Here is an 18,559-nt window from a genome sequence, read left to right as displayed (position 1 = left end):
TCTCAGCGGTTCTCGTTGACGAGCAGCGCCAGCTGCACCCGTGAGCTCACCTCGAGCTTGTCGAAGATGCGCGCAAGGTGGGTCTTCACGGTCGCTGTTGAGACGAACAGCGACCGTCCCACCTGCGCGTTCGTCATTCCCTGCGCGACCGCCTCGGCGATCTCCCGCTCCCGCGTCGACAGGGAAGCGAGCGGATCCGGGCCCGGCGCCGAGGCGGTCGGGCCGGACGTGAGCAAGGTGGCCAATGCGGTCGCCGACAAGGTGCGGGTGCCGTCGGCGGCGGCTCGCACCGCGTTGATGAGCTCCTCGGGCGGGGTGTCCTTGAGGATGTAGCCGGCGGCCCCGGACTGCAGGGCGCGATGGATGAAATCGTCGGTGCCGAAAGCCGTGAGCATGAGCACCTGCGGGTGCTCGGGATCCGACAGCAGCGTCTGCGCCGCCTCGAGGCCGTCGACGCCGGGCATTCGGATGTCCATGAGGACGAGGTCGGGATTCAGTCGACGGGCGAGATCGATGGCCTCGTGCCCGTCGGCCGCCTCGGCGATGACGTCGATGTCCTCGGCCGCGCCGAGGAGGAGCCGCAGTCCCGAACGCATGAGCGATTCGTCGTCGGCGATGATGACACGGATCGTCACGCTTCTTCCTCCTGCTGCCCGTCCGGCGGCGTCCCGTCCGAACCGTCCTCGTCCTCGGTCGCCGCTTCCGCTTCCGTGGCGCTTCCCTCGGTTGTGAAGACTGCGGGGTCGATGGGGATGCGGGCGCGGAGGGTGAATTCGGGGGCCGTCGTCACGGTGAGGTCTCCGCCCATGGCCTCCATTCTCTCTCGCAGTCCCAACAGCCCCAAGCCGGAACCGGTGACGAGCTGCTGTGCCCCGGCGCGGAACGCAGGGCCCAAACCGGTGTGGGGGTTGCTCGCAACGAGTTCGAGGCGACCCTCCGCCTCGTCGAGGCCGACCTTGATCGTCACCTTCTGACCCGGTGCGTGTTTGACGGCGTTCGTGATCGCCTCCTGGGCGAAACGGTAGATCGTCGTCCGCTCCAGTGCACTGCACCGCTGGAGTGCCGCGGCACAGACGGGGTCGATATAGCGCAGTTCGGCGATGTGGCCGCGGGCCGCGACGAGGCGGTCGATGTCGGGGTCGATGACCGTGCCCTGGTCATCACTGCGGAGCATCGTGAGGACCTCGCGGAGTTCGATTCCGGATCGGCGGGCGGCATCGGCGATGAGGCGCGCGCTTTCGCGCACGTCCTCGGGGTCGAGGTCCTGCCTCACGGACAGGGCTCCGGAGTACATGGCGATGACGGACAGATGATGGGACAGGGAATCGTGCATGTCGCGGGCGATGCCGCGACGCACCTCGGCGATGGCGCGATCTTGGCGGGAGCGTTCGCGCAGCAGGGTCTGAGCGGCGGAGTCGATGAGGCCCTGTTCGCGGGAACCGCGGATGACGCCGATGGCGACGATGACGGCATAGACGATGCTGCTGAAGAGGAAGATCGGAAGCTCGAACGCGCCGGCGGCCTGCGGGGTGAGGACGTAGGTCGACAGGAGGGCGGCCAGTGCGGCGGCGAGGGCGAGGAAGTCAAGAGCCCAGCTGCGCCGGGCCGACAGTGACACGAGGATGAGGGACGCAGCGAGGAACCCGACCGTGCTGACCGTGCCGCAGAGGAGGCCGATGATGCCGACGGTGACCGGGATCCAGCCGCCGGGGCGGCGTTGGAGTGACTCGACGGAGCCGTCGGCGGCGAGGAACTCCTCACCGCCGCGACCCGTGACGGTGAGGAATTCGCCGAGCTTCTCCGCGGCGAGGACCTTCGGACGCAGCTGCTTGCGCGGGACCCGACGTCCGTCGAAGAAGAGGACGAGAGGCAGGCAGATGAGGGAGACGAGACCGAAGACGAAGTGGACCAGCAGTTCGGCGCTGAGCGCATCGGCTTCGGAACCGGCGTCCTCCGGTGAGGGCCAATCGGCCCCGACGACGATGACGAGCAGGAGCACACCGACGGCGGCGGCGATGCCTGTCCAGAGCAGGGCATGCGCGAGCGGGCGGCCGGTTCGAGATGTCACGCTTCGACCCTACCCGGGCGACCGCTGGGAGGCTGTCGTCCGAAAGGATGAAATCCGTTCGGACCCATGGTCGCGGTTGCTCGATCGGAAGCACCCTGATGTGTGCATTCGCCCGATCGGATGACACGAATCATGCCCTCGGCCGATGGTCGACGACCCCGTTCTTCGACAGGGTGGAGACATGAGAAATCAACCGCACACACTGCACAGTCAACCGGCCCAACCGCTCCAGCCGGCCCAACCGCTCCAGCCGGCCCAACCGGCCCAGCCCGGCACGGACCTGCACATCCCCGCATCCGTTGAGCCGCCTCGGCGCTATCATCGGCAGTTCGCCGGGCTGCCGGGGAACCGATGGTTCAAACCGATCCTCGTGGTGCTCCTGACCCTGCTGTTCTACTCGGTCGCGATGATCGTCGAGTTCGTGAGCTTCTTCATCGTTGCCCTGATCACGCTCAACACCGAAGGCGACTTCACCGCGTGGTCAGAACGACTCATCGACTTCAACACCATCACCGGAGTGCTCTTCGGGCTCATCAACGTCATCCTCATGTGGCCGGCCGCCGAACTCGCGACCCTCTGCGTCTATCGGCGCTGGTACTCCTCGATGATCTCGCTTCGCGGCGGCATGCGTTGGGGCAGACTCGGGCGGTACATGCTCTACGGGACGGCCGTGTGGGTGGTCTGCGCGATCGTCATGGTCCTCTTCTCGGACGGGGCAACGGGCACCCTGACCTCGGGAATCGTGTGGAATCAGCATGTGCTCGCCATGCTCATCGCGTTCGTCCTCCTCGTCCCGTTCCAGGCGACGGCCGAGGAGATCGTCTTCCGCGGGCTGGCGATGAACATCATCGGCTCCTGGCTGCGGCACCCGGCGTGGGCCGTGCTGATCCCCGTGCCGTTCTTCGTCTTCGGCCACCTCTACGATCTGCCCGGACTCATCGATGTCGGGATCTTCGCCGCGATCGTCGGCACACTGACCGTCATCACCGGCGGCCTCGAGGCCGGGATCGCGTTCCACATCGTCAACAACCTCTTCGCGTTCGTCCTCGGTGTGCTCTCCGGAGCCGACCTCAACGCGACGAGTTCCCCGACCGCCGAGGTCGTCGTGTCGATCGCCGCCCCGATCGTCTTCGGCATCGTGGTCGTCCTCGACCACCGTCGCCGAGGCGGTCCCTCCACTGGCGAAACGCTTCGTCCCCGCGGGGACGGGTCAGAATACGTGGGGGTCGGGCCCGAATCCGCGTGAGTCGGGTCCGGACCTGCGAACGCGTGAGTCGGGTCCGGACCTGCGAACGCGGGGCCGGGCGTCTAATGGCGTGGGTGCGAATCCGGCTTGGTCGCGGAATCGGTCGCGGGCGCGGTCGCAGTATCAGCGGTCGTCGGGACGGAAGCCGACTGAGAGGCCGAACCGGTGGTCGGATCGGTCCGCGAACCGGCAGCCAGCAGACGGTCGACGAGTTCGTCGACCGTGACGCCCTCGGCTCGTGCAGCCATGTCGAGACGGTCGAGAGTCGAGGGCGACAGCGTCGAGCCGGCCCGCTGCGGTGCTTCAGGCGGAGTCGAACGAGGCCGCGTGGGCCCGGTTGTTGTTTCGCCGGCATCCGCAGGCTTCGCCCCAGCCCTGAGCAGCAGCGAGGTCAGCGGCACGATGACGACTCCGAGCGCGGCGAGGATCCACACGATGCCGTTGAGGCGGGTCAGCCATTCGAGCTCCCATGCCGCCTCCACCCAGATCATCATGAGGACCAAGCATGTGCCGAGTACGAGGAAACCGAGCGTGATCGGCAGCCCGATGCGCACCAGCCGGGTTCGGGCTGTCAGCAGCAGAATGAGCGAACTCACCGCTGCGACGGCGGTGAGAAGGACGGATGAGGCGAGTACTTGGGAAATGATGTCGCCGATGCTGAGGCCGTCGGTCTCGGACCACGGGCCGTCCCACCGGTACGGATCGCCCCAGAGGAACCACAGGCACAGCGCCATGGTGATCACAGACAACCCGATCGTGACGATCCCGAACCATTGGCTCCGGCGACCGAGGAGCGTCGCCCCGCAGAACGCCGCTACGCTGACGGCCCCGGTCAGGGCAGTCGTGCCGATGACCCTGTAGGTCGCTTCGGACTCCATATCGCCGAGCAGGACGATGATGCCTCCCGCCGCTGCCAGGCTGAAAGCCACGACGATGACGATGGCGATCGTACGGCGCAGGACCCGCGCGGATGAGTTCGCCGGGATCGGTGAGCCTGTCGCCGCGGGCGAGCCCGTTGCAGCGGGTGGACTTGCCGGACCAGTGGAGTCGGCAGGTGGGGGACCTGGTGACATGGGGAGATATCCTTCCGGAGGGGGATCGGTCGGTGACATTCAGTATGGCATCGAACTGTCCCCACAGTCCGCCCCGCAACCGTGCCCTCACTCGGCAGGCAGTGTGGCTCTGACCTCGAAACCGCCGTTGTCGGTCGGCCCCACCCGCAGGCTCCCGCCCAATGCTTCGACGCGCTCACGCATCCCCTTGATGCCGAAACCCCCGCCGAGGTGGCTGTGCCCGCCCGTATCCGGCCCGCCGTCGGGTGTGCCGTTGAGTACAGAGATCTCGAGTCGGGTCCCGATGGCCGTGACGGTGACCGCCACCGGGGCCCCGGCGGCATGACGCAGCGCATTCGACAGACTCTCCTGCACCACGCGGTACGCCGTGAGGCTCGCCGTCGCCGACAGTGACAGAGCCTCGCTGGGGAAGTCGAGATCGACGGCGGCCCCGGAACCGCGGGTGATGTCGACGAGCGTGGGAATGTCATCGACGGTCGGCTGCGGCGCCAGGTCCGCATCCCGACCTCCGCGGAGGATCGCGAGCAGCCCGCGCATCTCCGTCAGCGCCTGCCGGGCAGAGGAGGCCATCGAGTCGAACTCGCCGAGGCTGCGCTCATCGAGTCCGGGCAGCCGGTACTGCGCGGTCGTGGCCTGCACGCTGATGACTGACATGCTGTGGGCGACGACATCGTGGAGTTCCTGGGCAATCCGGTTGCGTTCTTCCAGCTCCTGCCGTTTGGCCAGTTCCGCGGCACTGAGTTCCCGCTCGGTCTCCAGCTGCCGGCGACCTTGGATGAGGAGGTTGCCGATGACACCGATGATCCCGGCGCCGGCGGCGATCGACAGCGTCGTGATGACGTTCGACAGAGCCCCCGAGAACCCGCCGGCATGCGGCATGACCAGTGCCAACACCCCGATGAGCAGGCTGGCCGTCCAGACGGCGACGAGGTGGATCCACCGGTGGCGCAGACCGATGAGGAAGTGGAGGAACACGAGTGCCAACAGCGAGGTGACCGTGAACGGTCGCACCGCCCCCGAGATGTCCGCGGTGAGCAGGATGCTCACGAGCTGACCCGCGAGACCGAGGCCGATTCCGGCGATGGGCCACCGCACGGCGAGGACGAGCGAGGCGCTGAGCGCGAAGGCGATGAGCATCGCGAAGACGGTCGGGACGTCATAGACGACCGTGGTCACCGGCCAGGCGACCGCCACGAGCACGACACCGACGAAGACCGACATGAACCAGAACCAACTCCGGTTCCCGGCGGCAGTCGAGAGGATGGACGAGCTCGGTGCCGAGGCGAGCGATGGCGAGGCCGCATTCGGGTGAGGGTGCTCGGCCGCGGTGCGAGCCCAGTCGGAGGACAGGGCGGCGCGGATCGTGACGATCTCAAGCAGCGCCATGGCGTGGAGGACGAACGGGAAGGTGAGCAGGAGGATGAGGCCCACGACGGACTGGAATGACGCCTCGGCGGCGAAACCGAAGTCCCTGACCGGGGAATTCGTCGCCCAGGCGACGACCCGATCAACGGTGTCCCCGCCCCCGTCGGGGATGAAGGCGCCCCAGAGGAAGTGGGTGATCCCGCCGAGGCCGCCGAAGAACCACGCGGCTGATACGACGAAGGTGAGGATCCGGATCGGCAGTGCGAACACGGCCTCGAAGAGCAGATCCAACCACGCGCGGGCGTCACCCAGGGGAGCCAGCCACCAGCGGAGTCCGCGTCCGCGCGGTGGGGCGGCCGCCTCGGCGATGGGAGCACCCCACACGCGGGCCCGGGCCCGGGAGAGGTCGCCGAACGCTCGGGCGACGGTGAGCGTCAGCGGTAGGAGGAGAACCCCGACCCACACGATCGCCGTGCCGATCGAGACCGAGAACAGGGCGATGAGGACGGGCATCGCGATGAGGGAGATGAGCATGCTCGGCGCTACCAGCCCGGCATCACGGCCGAGATTGTGCCACAGGCGAGCCCACCAGGAGCGGTCCTGGGGTGCAGGGGACTGACTCGGCGACCTGTGCGTCGGGTCGGTCGGCTGGGGCTCTGCTGGTCGGGGCACCTCTTCAGCGTACGGGTTTCCGGACTGGGACGCGCCGGGCGAGACCGGTGTGATCGGTGCTGTGGGGGAGTGGTTCATGACTGGGTTCCTTGCTGGAGAGGATGGGTGGTGGCGGCAGGTGCCGGGACGGGGGAGATGACGGTCGATCGAGCGCTGAGGACCTTCGGGTGGAACCGCGAGAGCATCCACACCCCGCCGATGCCGATGCCGGCCGAGGCGAGCAGACCGAGAGTCGCCACGGGGGTCAGTCCCGAGTATTCGCCGAAGAAGGCCGCACCGATGATGACGGCGACGATCGGGTCGATGACGGTGAGCCCGGCGAGCACGGTCTCGGCGGGACCGCAGGCGTAGGCGGTTTGGACGAGCCAGAAGCCCGCGGCCGAAGCCAGTCCCACCGCGCTGAGCAGCAGCCACCACCGCGCACCCAGTCCGTCGAGTCCGGGCAGACCGGCCACGATGACCGAGCGCGCGAGGACGTGCGTGGCCGCGGCGACCGTGCCGAAGACGATGCCGGTGATGATGACCCGCGGAATGTGGCCGGCGGAGCTGATCGAGAACAGGCCCGCGAAGATGCTGAGCGCAATGAGCACCGCGAGCAGCCAGGTCACCGACTGCTCAGTGGCGCTGAGGTCGTGGGCGAACCGTGCTGAGGTGGTGACGAAGGAGAACACCCCGAACAGAGTCACCGCGATGCTGATGAGCAGGGGCGCACCGAGGCGGAGCCCGAAGAAGCGCTGCCCGATGAGGACGGCGGCGACGAGGGAGACCGCGCCGATGGGTTGGACGATGGCGACCGGGCCGAGGCCGAGGGCGATGACATTGAGCACCGTGACCAGCCCCATGAGCCCGAGCCCGGTGACCCAGGTGGCGCGGCGACGCGGACCGGGAGCCATGGCGGCCACGGCATGCTGCTGGAAGTGGGTGCCCAGAGCCAGGCAGAACGCTGCCGCGGTGGCGAGGACGATGGCGGTGATGATCATGGCTCGAACATTAGAGAGCGGGTATGCGCCTGCGCATCATACGTGGGAGTGAATATGGTCCCGCGCGGGTCCCCCAGGAGGATGAAATCCGGTCGAAGCCGGGTCGAGGCGACGGCTTCTCGGGGTTTGAGAGGGTTCCGGGGCGGCCGCGTCCGGTAGGTTTGAACCATGCCAGGAATTGAGGATGCGGGGGACGGATCAGCCGCCTCGGCGAGTGTGCCGCCACCGTCGGAGACGATCATCCGGGTCGCCATCGTCGACGATCAGGCGATGATCCGGCAGGGCTTCGGTGCGCTGCTGGACGCGCAGACGGACATGCAGGTCGTCGGCAGCGCCGAGGACGGATCGGCCGTCGTCGACCTCGTCCGCCGCACGGATCCCGACGTCATCCTCATGGACATCCGGATGCCGAAACTCAACGGCCTCGACGCCACCCGGGCGATCTCCACCATGCCCGGGGTGCATCCGCGAGTCATCATGCTCACGACCTTCGACGCCGACGAATACGTGTTCTCTGCGCTGCGGGCCGGTGCCAGCGGATTCCTCCTCAAGGACTCCACCGCCGAGGATCTCATCACCGCCGTGCGCGTCGTGGCCGGCGGGGAGTCGCTGCTCGCGCCCTCGGTGACCCGCCGTCTCATCGCCGAATACGTCGCCGGACCCACCGTGGCCAAGGACACCGCGGTTCTCGGACAGCTCACCGACCGTGAGATCGAGGTGATGACCCTGGTCGCGAAGGGCCATGCCAACGCCGAGGTGGCCGCGCAGCTCTACCTCGCCGAACAGACCGTGAAGACCCACGTATCCCGGATCCTGTCGAAACTGGGCCTGCGCGATCGCACCCAGATCGTCGTCGCCGCCTACGAGACGGGCCTGGTCGTCGCGGGAAGCTGAGAGCCGCACCGCCGCCTGAGGTGGGCGAACGGGTCGGGTGACCGGCGACCACTGCGACCACTTCAGACGCCGGTGGGGAACGACTACTGGCGGGCGAAACGGGCGCCGAGGTCCTTGACGATCGTTTCGGCCGACGCTGCGTCCGCTCCCCGGTAGCCGGTTCCGGCCCACAGGTGCAGGCCCTGCGGGTCGTCGGCCCTCTTCGCCGCGACCCGGAACTCCTTCGTCAGATGGTGCACCGCCGGATAAGCGTTCACGGCCACCGGATCGAAGCGACGGACGAAGCCGTTGACGAGAGCGCGCGCCGGGCGACCGGTGAATGCGCGGGTGAGCCGGGTGTCTGTGAACTCACCGGAGGCCAGTGCGGCGCGGTGCGTCGGCGCGGTTCCGGCTTCATCGGAGCGCAGCAGCAGGGTGCCGACGACTACGGCGCTCGCCCCGGCCCCGAGGAGCTCAGCGACCATGGCCTCACCGTCGACTCCGCCTCCGGCCGCCACGGGCAGGTCCACCTCGGCGAGGATGTCGCGGACGAGATCGACGGTGGGGCGGTCCTCGATCGTCCGTGTCGGATCGGCGGTGCCCGAATGCCCACCGGCACGCGGGCCCTGGACGATGAGCCCATCGACTCCGCGTTCCGCGGCCACTCGGGCCTCGGGCACAGAGGTCACCGTGGCGACGATCTGGCTGCCGACGGCGTGGAGGCGGTCGACCGTCTCATCGGTGGGCAGGTTGAAGGTCGTCGAGACCACAGGCACGGGGTGGTTGATGAGCCAGTCGAGCTTCTCGTCGAAGTGGTCGTCATCGTCGACCGGTTCGGGGTCGAGGGTGACGCCGCGTTCGGCCGCGGCCGGTTCGAGCTCGGCAACGAAGGCGGCGAAGGCCTCCCGGTCGACGGGAACGGGGTTCGGGACGAAGAGATTGACGCCGAAGACATCGGTGGTCTCACGCATCCGCTCGACCAACGGGGCCAGGGCCTCTGCCGTGAGATAGCCGCCGGCGACGAAGGGGAAACCGCCGGCTCGGGCGACCGCCTCGGTGAGTTCGGGCGTCGTCGTCCCACCGGCCATGGGAGCGCCGATGATCGGCAGGGTGGTCTTCGCGAAGGCGATCGTCACGAGTGTCTCTCCTTGAAGTCGGGCGTGCTCATCGCCATTCTCACACGACCCCGCGTGACCGGTGCGGGGTGCTCAGTGTGCGGTACCCAGCGTGACCGGTAGGGGGTGTTCAGCGTGCGGCATCCCCCGCAGGTATCGGCCGGCCGGTGCGAGCTCGGCTCCCCGGGGTGATGCGGCGGGCCGAACACGGTTCCTAACTTCGGTGTCATCGCACTTCACCGACCCGGATGAGAAACCGCCATGACACTGACATTCCGCGAATCGCTGCCGCCCGACGACCACCGAGGCCGGGCCCACCCCGCCCTGCCGACCGTCGTCGCACCACCCCGCGAGTCCGCCGGGCACCGGCGGGATCCCGCCCTCGACCTCCTCCGCTTCGCCTGCCTCGTCGTCGTGGTCATCCTCCACTCGATGATGAGCGCGGCAGTCCTCGGCCCCGACGGCGCCGTGGTGCCCACCGTCGCGCTCTCGGACACCACCGGCTTCGCCGCCGCCTCCTGGCTCTTCCAGGTCATGCCCCTGTTCTTCATCATCGGCGGCGCCTCGGGCTTCTTCGCCTGGCGTCGCATCCGCGCCAGCGGGGGCACATGGGCCGACTACCTGCGCGCTCGCCTGCGCCGACTCGTCGCCCCCGTCACCGTCCTCATCGCCCTCGCCGGGATCGGCCTGTCGGCAGCCGCCGAGATCGGCGTTCCCACCGAGCTGATCACCGAGGCGAGCCACCGCATCGGCCAACCACTGTGGTTCCTCGCCGTCTATGTCGGCCTCACCGCGCTCGTGCCCGTGGCGGTGCATGTCCATGACACCGCGCCGAGGCGGGCCCTGGCAGTGCTCGCCGGTGCCGTCATCGTCGTCGACGCCCTGGTCGCGGTCACCGGAGTCTCGGGGTTGGGCTATCTCAACTTCCTTCTTGTGTGGCCGTTGATCCAGCAGCTCGGGTTCTTCTGCGCCGAGTCCCTCGACCGACCGGTGCGCCGGGCATTCGTATGGCCGGTGCTGGCGGCCGCGCTGCTGGTCCTGGCCGGGCTCGTCGCCTCCGGCGTCTACAGCCCGAATATGCTCATCAACCTCAACCCGCCCACCGGTGCCCTCGTGCTGCTCGGAGTGGTGCAGATGTGCGGACTGCGGCTCCTCCACGCCCGGCTCAACCGAGCGCTGACCGCAGGCGGGGGCGCGGCGACCGAGGCCGTCACCGAGGCGGCCGCCGAGCCGAGGATTCTGCGCGCGCAGATCTGGCGGCGGGTCATCGCCTGGGGCAACCGGTACGGAATGGAGGTCTATCTGTGGCACATGAGCGTCGTCATCGTCCTCATCGGGGAACTCGGGGCTCTGGCACAGACGGTGTCGGGTCTGCGGAGTGCGGCTGGTCCGGGGATCGCCGAGTTCGTGCTGCCCGAGATCGGTTCCGCCTGGTGGTGGGCCACACGGCCGGTGTGGCTGCTGGCGGTGATGCTGCTGTCGGCGCTTCTGGCCATGGCGGTGAATCGGATCCCGTTTCCCACCGAACAGCGTCTGACAGCGATCGGCCGACATATTCCGGTTCTCGGGCCGCGGGCCCGCGCCGTCACCGCGGTCGGTGCGGCCACGACCGGCATCGCCATCGCCCTCCTTGTCGGAATCGCGCCGCTGGGCTGGACGCTGACGGCCGTCCTCCTGCTCATAGGCGCGCTCATCCTCGCTGCTGGGCTGTCCGACCGGCCGGGCGTTTCCGCCCCGTCGGCCGGGTCATCCCGCCGGTCTCTATGACGAAGCGTGACGAAGAACGCAAAGAAGGATTGTTGAGCAATGATGTTTATTGGTACGGTATGAATCGTCAGCATTCCATGACATCACTTCAGCAGAGGGCATGATGATCGCACACAAGAATTCGCAGACCTGGGCGTTGTCCGCACGGTTCGAAGCTCTTGATTGTTGCCGCCTCATGCCGATGTTTCAGCTCTTCACCGGCTGATCCCGCGAGGTCTGCCGCGGCTTCCCGGCACCGTCGTTCGGCTCGCGGATTCTCATCCCACCTTGCTCGCCTCCGGGTCCGATGCTTCTTCTCGACTCGGGCACACCCGCTCAAGGTTGCCTGATTCCGCTCATTATGTGTTGAGCAATCATCGCCGAATGCTCGGTAGCGACCCGCACCGTCTTTCGTCCCGTCACGGACACACCCTTCCTCCCGCCACTGACACACCACAGGATTCCCATGAATATCGCCAGTCTGCACGCCTCCGACCCGGCTCATTTCGCCGGTGGCGGCCGCGCCGCCCGCACTCGCCGCACCTACTCGACCCGCTTCGCCCTCGCCGCGCTCACCGCCGGTTCCCTGCTTCTGGCCGGCTGCTCCGGTTCGGCCGGTGCCGAAGGCGATGACGGGCAGCCGCAGAAGGGCGGGGTCCTCAAGGTCGCCTACGACACGGACCCGCAGTGCGTCGACGGACAGCAGGTCGGCTACAACGTCACCCTCAACATCACCCGCCAGATCACGGACTCCCTGACCGACCAGGACCCGAAGACCGGCGAGATCAAGCCCTGGCTGGCACAGTCCTGGGACGTCTCCGACGATGCGAAGACCTTCACCTTCCACCTCCGCGACGGGGTGAAGTTCCACGACGGCACGGACTTCACTTCCGCCTCGGTGAAGGAGAACTTCGAGGCGATCAGAGACCTCGGAGCGAAGGCGTCGATCGGCCAGACCTACATCGACGGACTGAAGTCGATCGACACCCCTGACAAGCAGACCGTGACCTTCACCTTCGACCAACCCAACGCCCAATTCCTGCAGGCGACGTCGACGATGAACCTCGGCTTCTACTCCTCGAAGACGCTCGAACAGACCCCTGAACAGCGCTGCACCGGCGACCTCGTCGGCACCGGCGCATTCACACTCGAGAAGGTCGAACACGACAAGGCGATCACGCTGAAACGCAACGATGACTACGACTGGGCCTCCTCACTGGCCGCCCATGAGGGGCCGGCCCATCTCGACGGCGTCGAATTCTCGATCGTCCCCGAGGCCTCGGTGCGCAACGGTTCGCTGCTCTCGGGCCAGGTCGACGTCGACACCACTGTCCAATCCCAGGACGAACAGACCCTCGAAGCCCAGGGCCTCGACATCGTCTCCCGCGCCAACCCCGGTGTCGTGTACAACCTCGTGCCGAAGACCACCGGGCAGATCGCTGAGGACGAAGCGGTGCGCAAGGCCCTCAACAAAGGCATCGACCGGCAGCAGCTGGCCACGGTCGTCTCCGACCATCAGGCTCCGGCCACCTCGGTGCTGGCGAAATCGACCCCGCAGTACGAAGACCTCTCGGACCTGCTGGCCTATGACCCGGACGGAGCGAAGAAGCTGCTCGACGACGCCGGGTGGAAACCCGGAGCCGACGGCATCCGGGTCAAGGACGGCACGAAGCTGACGACGACGCTGACCTACTGGCAGGACGCTCCGTTCCTCGAACTCGTCCAACAGCAGCTGCGGACCATCGGCTTCGACCTCCAGCTGGAGAAGAAGACGATCGCCGAGGTCACCGCCCTGCAGGCCGAAGGCAAGGAAGACTTCACCTTCGGCAACCTCACCCGCTCGGACGCTGACATCCTCCGCAACTACTTCGGCGCGAACGAGCAGAACTCGAACGCCCGCAAACCCGGAGAGATCGACAAGGTGCTCGCCCGCACCACCGAAACCCTCGACGAAGACGCCCGAAAGGCCGACTTCACCCAAGCTACGAAGCTCATCCTCGACGAAGGCTATTCGATCCCTCTCGTCGAACTCACCGGCATCGTCGGCACAGGAAAGAACGTCCACGACTTCGCCTTCGAAGCCTCCTCCCGCTACCAGCTCCACGACACCTGGCTCGGCGGTGAGCAGTGATGAGTCTGCGTTTCCTCGCCTCCCGCCTGGCCCAGGGCCTGCTCGTCCTGTGGATCGCGTTCACTCTCAGCTTCTTCCTTCTCTATTGGCTGCCGGGCGATCCGGTCATCACGATGCTCGGTGCCGGCGGAGAGCTGCAGAGCTTCGACCCCGCCGAGGTGGCCCGACTGCGCGCCGAATTCCACCTCGACCAGCCGCTCATCGTCCAATACCTCTTCGCGTTCGGGAGCCTGCTGCGCTTTGACCTGGGCACGTCGATCCAGGCCGGCACTCCCGTCACCGAGGCGATCGCCTCCGCCCTTCCCTCGACGCTGGCGCTGGCCGCGCTCGCCCTGGTCATCGCGCTCCTCGTCGGGATCATCATCGCCGTGTCCGCGACCCTGAGTCGCCGACCGTTGCTGCGCGATGCGCTCGCCGCCCTGCCGGGACTCGGGGTCGCCCTGCCGACCTTCTGGGTCGGACTCATGCTGCTGCAGTTCTTCTCCTTCCGGCTCCCGCTCTTCCCCGCAGTGAGTGACGGAACGCCGGCTGCCATCGTGCTGCCTGCCGTGACCTTGGCGATCCCGCTGTCGGCGATCATCGCCCAGGTCCTGTTCCGTTCGCTGCAGAACGCATGGGTCCAACCCTTCGTCACGACCTTCCACGCCTCCGGATACACCCGCCTGCGACTGCTGCTGCGCCAGGCACTGCCCGTGGCGCTGCTGCCGACACTGACGATGGGTGGGGTGCTGTTCGGTCAGGCACTGGCCGGGTCCGTCGTCGTCGAGAACGTGTTCTCCCGGCAGGGACTCGGACGCCTCGCCCAGACCGCGGTCACCGGGCAGGACATCCCGCTCGTCCAAGGCATCGTCCTCTTCGCCGCGGCCGTGTTCGTCCTCGTCAACCTCATCACCGACCTGTCCTACCCGCTGCTCGACCCGCGCCTGCGGGCCGCACGACGCACACGTCGCACGTCGACCGTCACCGAGGCGGCCCACCAGGAGCGTGGATCCGATGTCGCGAACCCGGTCCCGAGCTCAGCGACGGCTGGGAGCGAAGGAGCACGCGCATGAGCCCCGCACTCGAACTGCAGACGAACAGCGAGACCGAGGACCGACAGGCCGGCACCCTGCGCCGCCTCACCTCGGCGGCGGCAGGCTCGCGGATCGGCGTCACCGAGGTCATCGCGCTCATCGTCCTCGCCCTCGCCGCGGTCGCGGCACTGTGGCCCGGCCTGCTCACCGGTGTCGATCCGCTCACCGGCAACCCCGCCGACCGACTGCTGCCGCCGAGTGCCGAACACGTCTTCGGCACCGACCAGCTCGGACGCGATGTCTTCTCCCGCACCGTCCACGGTTCGGCCCAGACGCTGTCGGCCAGCCTCGCCGCCGTGCTCATCGGAGTCGGGGTCGGTGTGCTTCTCGGGCTGCTGTCCGGATACTTCACCGGGGCAGTCGACGCGATCTTCATGCGCACCGTCGACGTCCTCCAAGCCGTCCCCGGTCTGCTGCTGTCGATGGCCGTGATCACCGCACTGGGTTTCGGCACTCTCAACGTCGCCGTGGCCGTCGGCGTCGCCGCCGTGCCCTCCTTCGCCCGCCTCACCCGCGCCGAGGTGATCCGCTGGCGGGCAGCCGAATTCGTCCGGGCCGCCCGCGCGGACGGCCTGTCCGCCGCGGCCGTCCTCGCCCGACACATCCTGCCGCAGGTGAAGGGCCCGATCGGGGCGCTGCTCGCCCTCGAGTTCGGGTCCGCGGTGCTCGCGGTCTCGGCGCTGAGCTTCCTCGGCTTCGGTGCCCCGCCGCCGCAGCCCGAATGGGGACTGCTCGTGTCCGAGGGACGCGACTTCCTCGCCGCCGCCTGGTGGATGACGACCTTCCCCGGCCTCGTCGTCGCCGCCGTCGTGCTCGCAGCCAACCGCCTGTCCCACGCCGTCAATTCCGAGAAGGGATTCCGATGATCCACACCGATCTCCTCGCCTGGCCCTCGGCCGGAGCCGGCACCGAGCTCCTCGAGGACTCCGATGCCCTTCCTCCGGAGGTCTCGACCACCGCCGGCGAGCAGGCTGCCGTTCCCGCCGGCAACTCTGCCGGCACCGCTGTCGGCAGTTCCGTCGGCACCTCTGTCGGCCGTGGATCGTCGGCGCCCACGCCACAGGCCCCGGACGTGCCGGCTCGGCAGACCCCTGCGGTCCTCGACGTCTCGGGGCTGAGCGTGACCTACCCGGGCGCGAGCGCACCGGCGATCGCCGGCATCGGCCTGACCCTGGATGCCGGCGATACGCTCGCCATCGTCGGCGAATCCGGGTCGGGGAAGTCGACGACGGCGGCGGCACTGACCGGACTCCTCCCGACGGGGACTCGGGTCGAGGCGTCCACGCAGAGCCACCTCGGCGAGGATCTCTCCTCGGCGAAGCCGCGCACCTGGCAGCGCATCCTCGGCACGGGGATCGGGTACGTGCCGCAGGACGCCGGAGCCGGACTCAATCCGGTGCGCACGATCGCCTCGGCGCTGCACGAGACGCTGACGGTCAATGGTTTCGCGAAACCCCAGATCGGACCGCGCATCGCCGAAGTGCTCACCGCCGTGGGCCTCGATGCGGACACCCACGGACGGCGGTATCCGCACGAGCTCTCCGGCGGGCAGCGGCAGAGGGTGCTCATCGCCAATGCGATCGCCGCCCGCCCCGCGCTCATCATTGCCGACGAACCGACCTCGGCGCTTGACGCGACGGTCGCCAAACAGGTCCTCGACGTGCTCACCGCCCTCGTCGCCGAGTCGCAGACCGCGCTCGTGCTCATCACCCACGATCTCGGGGTGGCCAAAGAACGCGCCGCCGAGCTCATCGTCATGAGCCGTGGCCGCATCGTCGAAACCGGGCCGACGGACCGCATCCTCACCGCACCCCGGCATCCCTACACTCAGGCTCTGCTCGCCGCAGCCCCGCACCTCGGATGGGGTCGGCTTCAACCGGGCCGCGCGACGCGGACCGACCTCGGAGGCGGCGCGGACGCATCGGTCGCGGACGCATCGGGCGGCGCGAACGCATCGGTCACGAACGATTCAGGCGGGGCCGCATCGGTCGGAACCGAACCGGTGACCGACCCCAGCACCGAGGCAGTGCTGACCGGACGCGGAATCGTACGGAATTTCGGCGGGGACCGTCCCGCAGTGAACGGACTCGACATCGCGCTGCGGGCCGGGTCGACCATCGGCATCGTCGGCGAATCCGGGTCGGGGAAGACCACCTCGGCGCGGATCCTCCTCGGCGCGGATCGGGCGGATGCCGGCGGTGTCGACCTGCACGGAAAGCCGCTTGCCGACTATCGCCGGAAGGACCTCGGTCGACGGATCCGGTACGTGCACCAGGACTCGAGCGCCGCGCTCGACCCGCACTACACGGTCGAGCGGATACTCACCGAACCCCTGCGCGGCCACCGCATCGGCACCCGCTCTCAGCGGCCGGGCCGGGTGCGGGAACTGCTCGATTCCGTGGCGCTCGACCACAGTCTGCTGGGCCGCACCCCGCAGGAGCTCTCCGGAGGGCAGCGGCAGCGGCTCGCGATCGCACGGGCTCTGGCCGTCGACCCCGAGGTGATCATCCTCGATGAGCCCGTCTCCGCCCTCGACGTCGGTGTGCAGGCGCAGATCCTGCAGCTGCTCGTCGACCTGCAGGCCCGCCTCGGCGTCGCGTATCTCTTCATCTCCCACGACCTGGCCGTCATCGAACAGATCTCCGATCAGGTGATCGTCATGAAGGACGGACTCGTCATCGAATCCGGGCCGACCGCTCACGTCCTCCACAGCAGCCGCCACGCCTACACCCGGGCGCTCATCGACGCAGTGCCCTGCTTCGACGACTCGGCCGTGCGCACGGTCGCAGCAGACAACCTCACCGACAACCCCACCGACTCAACAGGAGCACATCATGCCTGACACCCACACCTCCGGACAGCCGCGCCAGGTCCACCTGGCCGCCCACTTCCCCGGCGTGAACAACACGACCGTGTGGGCAGACGCCGCCTCGGGCAGCCACATCGAATTCGATTCCTTCTCCCATCTGGCGAAGACCGCCGAGGCCGGGCTCTTCGACTTCTTCTTCCTCGCCGAGGGCCTGCGCCTGCGCGAACACCAGAACAAGATCTTCGACCTCGACGTCGTCGGCCGCCCGAACACCACGGCCGTGCTCTCCGCGCTCGCCGCCGTGCCCACCCGTATCGGCCTGGCCGGGACACTCAGCGCCACCTACAACGAGCCCTTCGACATCGCTCGCCGGCTCGCGACCATCGACCATCTCTCCAACGGCCGCGCCGCCTGGAACGTCGTGACGACCTCGGACGCATTCACCGGCGAGAACTTCCGTCGCGGCGGCTACCTCGACCACGCCGATCGCTACCGTCGCGCCGAAGACTTCATCGACGTCGCCCGCAGACTCTGGGACGCCGCGGCGAACGACGGCGCCTTCGCCCACGAAAGCGACTTCTTCGACATCTCCGGCCGATTCCCCACCGGAGCCCTGCCCGGCGGCCACCCCGTGGTCTTCCAAGCCGGAGACTCCGATTCCGGCCGCGACTTCGCCACCGGTTCCGCCGACGTCGTCTTCACCCGTCATTCGGACCCCGAATCCGGGCGGAAGTTCTACGCGGACGTGAAATCCCGACTCGCCCGCTACGGTCGAGCCGAGGACGAGTTGAAGATCTACCCGGGCGTATCCGTCATCCTCGGCGATACCCCCGCCGAGGCGGTCGAACGCTCCCGCGAGGTCGCCGCCCAGCAGGTCAGCGAGGCCGGTGCCATCGCCTTCCTCGAACGCGTCTGGGACCGTGACCTCTCCGCCTTCGACCCGAACGGGCCGCTGCCGGACGTCCCGCCGGGCGGCGAGTCGATCTCGCAGGGACGGGTCAGACACATCAAGGACGCCGAAGCCACGATCGCGGCCTGGCGCGACATCGCCGAGGCCGAGAACCTCACCGCCCGCGAACTCGTCATCAGAGTCTCGAACCGGCACTCCTTCGTCGGCACCCCGCACCAGGTCGCGCTCGACCTCGCCGAGGCGGTCCGGACAAGAGCCGCCGACGGCTATATCCTCGTCCCCCACCTCACCCCCGGCGGACTCGACGAAGTCGTGGAGAAGGTCGTGCCCGAACTCCAGGAACTCGGCGTCTACCGCACCGAATACCCGGACGGCTCCCTGCGGGAGACCATCGGACTGCCCGCCGCACGCACCGCAGCCGACTGGGCGGACGCCCGCGGCCGAGCCCGGGGGACGACCACCGGCGCTGACGCCGCCGAGCTCAAGGAGGTGGGCTGA

14 protein-coding genes are annotated in these 18,559 nt (G+C 68.2%); 8 read left to right on the top strand and 6 right to left on the bottom strand.

The genetic code is table 11. From position 1 onward, the window contains the following. Window positions 1–2 precede the first annotated feature (2 nt). Both ACPUD7_RS02035 and ACPUD7_RS02030 read right to left on the bottom strand, forming a co-directional pair. Window positions 3–635, bottom strand: a complete 633-nt coding sequence (locus ACPUD7_RS02035) for a response regulator (RefSeq protein ID WP_135539720.1) — start codon at window positions 633–635, stop codon at window positions 3–5. Then, window positions 632–2,068: a sensor histidine kinase gene (locus ACPUD7_RS02030; RefSeq protein ID WP_135539722.1), complete on the bottom strand. Its 1,437-nt coding sequence runs from the start codon at window positions 2,066–2,068 to the stop codon at window positions 632–634. The genes ACPUD7_RS02035 and ACPUD7_RS02030 overlap by 4 nt, the downstream gene beginning before the upstream one ends. Window positions 2,069–2,249: 181 nt before the next feature. On the opposite strand from ACPUD7_RS02030, the gene ACPUD7_RS02025 reads away from it, so the two are divergent. Then, window positions 2,250–3,314 carry a lysostaphin resistance A-like protein gene (locus tag ACPUD7_RS02025; RefSeq protein ID WP_425118965.1) on the top strand — a complete coding sequence of 355 codons (1,065 nt, stop codon included), beginning with the start codon at window positions 2,250–2,252 and terminating at the stop codon, window positions 3,312–3,314. Between the two features lie 62 nt (window positions 3,315–3,376). Here ACPUD7_RS02025 and ACPUD7_RS02020 read toward each other — a convergent pair whose 3' ends face one another. The 3 genes from ACPUD7_RS02020 to ACPUD7_RS02010 all read right to left on the bottom strand — a co-directional run bounded on the left by ACPUD7_RS02020 (window position 3,377) and on the right by ACPUD7_RS02010 (window position 7,404). Beyond that, on the bottom strand, window positions 3,377–4,243 hold the full coding sequence (locus ACPUD7_RS02020; protein WP_167854409.1) for a hypothetical protein: 867 nt from the start codon (window positions 4,241–4,243) through the stop codon (window positions 3,377–3,379). Between the two features lie 231 nt (window positions 4,244–4,474). Next, entirely contained in the window at window positions 4,475–6,502 is a 2,028-nt protein-coding gene (locus tag ACPUD7_RS02015) for a sensor histidine kinase (protein WP_135539728.1), read from the bottom strand. Next, complete coding sequence (locus tag ACPUD7_RS02010; RefSeq protein ID WP_135539730.1) at window positions 6,499–7,404, bottom strand: hypothetical protein; 906 nt, start codon at window positions 7,402–7,404, stop codon at window positions 6,499–6,501. The genes ACPUD7_RS02015 and ACPUD7_RS02010 overlap by 4 nt, the downstream gene beginning before the upstream one ends. Window positions 7,405–7,572: 168 nt before the next feature. Between ACPUD7_RS02010 and ACPUD7_RS02005 the strand changes: the two genes are divergently transcribed. Beyond that, on the top strand, window positions 7,573–8,298 hold the full coding sequence (locus ACPUD7_RS02005) for a response regulator (RefSeq protein ID WP_135539732.1): 726 nt from the start codon (window positions 7,573–7,575) through the stop codon (window positions 8,296–8,298). Window positions 8,299–8,381: 83 nt separating this feature from the next. Here ACPUD7_RS02005 and ACPUD7_RS02000 read toward each other — a convergent pair whose 3' ends face one another. Then, window positions 8,382–9,413, bottom strand: coding sequence for an NAD(P)H-dependent flavin oxidoreductase (locus tag ACPUD7_RS02000; RefSeq protein WP_135539734.1), 1,032 nt, complete (start codon window positions 9,411–9,413; stop codon window positions 8,382–8,384). Window positions 9,414–9,653: 240 nt separating this feature from the next. On the opposite strand from ACPUD7_RS02000, the gene ACPUD7_RS01995 reads away from it, so the two are divergent. The 6 genes from ACPUD7_RS01995 to ACPUD7_RS01970 all read left to right on the top strand — a co-directional run bounded on the left by ACPUD7_RS01995 (window position 9,654) and on the right by ACPUD7_RS01970 (window position 18,559). Further along, window positions 9,654–11,159, top strand: coding sequence for an acyltransferase family protein (locus ACPUD7_RS01995; protein WP_135539736.1), 1,506 nt, complete (start codon window positions 9,654–9,656; stop codon window positions 11,157–11,159). A 445-nt stretch (window positions 11,160–11,604) separates the two neighbouring features. After that, the gene (locus ACPUD7_RS01990) at window positions 11,605–13,269 is read left to right on the top strand and encodes an ABC transporter substrate-binding protein (protein ID WP_135539738.1); all 1,665 of its coding nucleotides are present in this window, start codon (window positions 11,605–11,607) and stop codon (window positions 13,267–13,269) included. Then, on the top strand, window positions 13,269–14,321 hold the full coding sequence (locus ACPUD7_RS01985; protein ID WP_135539740.1) for an ABC transporter permease: 1,053 nt from the start codon (window positions 13,269–13,271) through the stop codon (window positions 14,319–14,321). The genes ACPUD7_RS01990 and ACPUD7_RS01985 overlap by 1 nt, the downstream gene beginning before the upstream one ends. Beyond that, complete coding sequence (locus tag ACPUD7_RS01980; RefSeq protein WP_135539741.1) at window positions 14,318–15,208, top strand: ABC transporter permease; 891 nt, start codon at window positions 14,318–14,320, stop codon at window positions 15,206–15,208. The genes ACPUD7_RS01985 and ACPUD7_RS01980 overlap by 4 nt, the downstream gene beginning before the upstream one ends. Beyond that, a complete protein-coding gene (locus ACPUD7_RS01975; protein ID WP_135539743.1) occupies window positions 15,205–17,184 on the top strand; it encodes an ABC transporter ATP-binding protein in 1,980 nt (659 codons plus the stop codon). Before ACPUD7_RS01980 ends, ACPUD7_RS01975 begins: the two co-directional genes overlap by 4 nt. Continuing rightward, window positions 17,177–18,559 carry an NtaA/DmoA family FMN-dependent monooxygenase gene (locus ACPUD7_RS01970; RefSeq protein ID WP_135539745.1) on the top strand — a complete coding sequence of 461 codons (1,383 nt, stop codon included), beginning with the start codon at window positions 17,177–17,179 and terminating at the stop codon, window positions 18,557–18,559. Before ACPUD7_RS01975 ends, ACPUD7_RS01970 begins: the two co-directional genes overlap by 8 nt.

Origin of the sequence: Brevibacterium sp. FAM 24630 (assembly GCF_049804075.1) — a bacterium.
GTDB lineage: Bacteria > Actinomycetota > Actinomycetes > Actinomycetales > Brevibacteriaceae > Brevibacterium.
The sequence above is the reverse complement of the archived record's forward strand: the minus strand, read 5'-3'. Positions and strand labels throughout refer to the sequence as shown.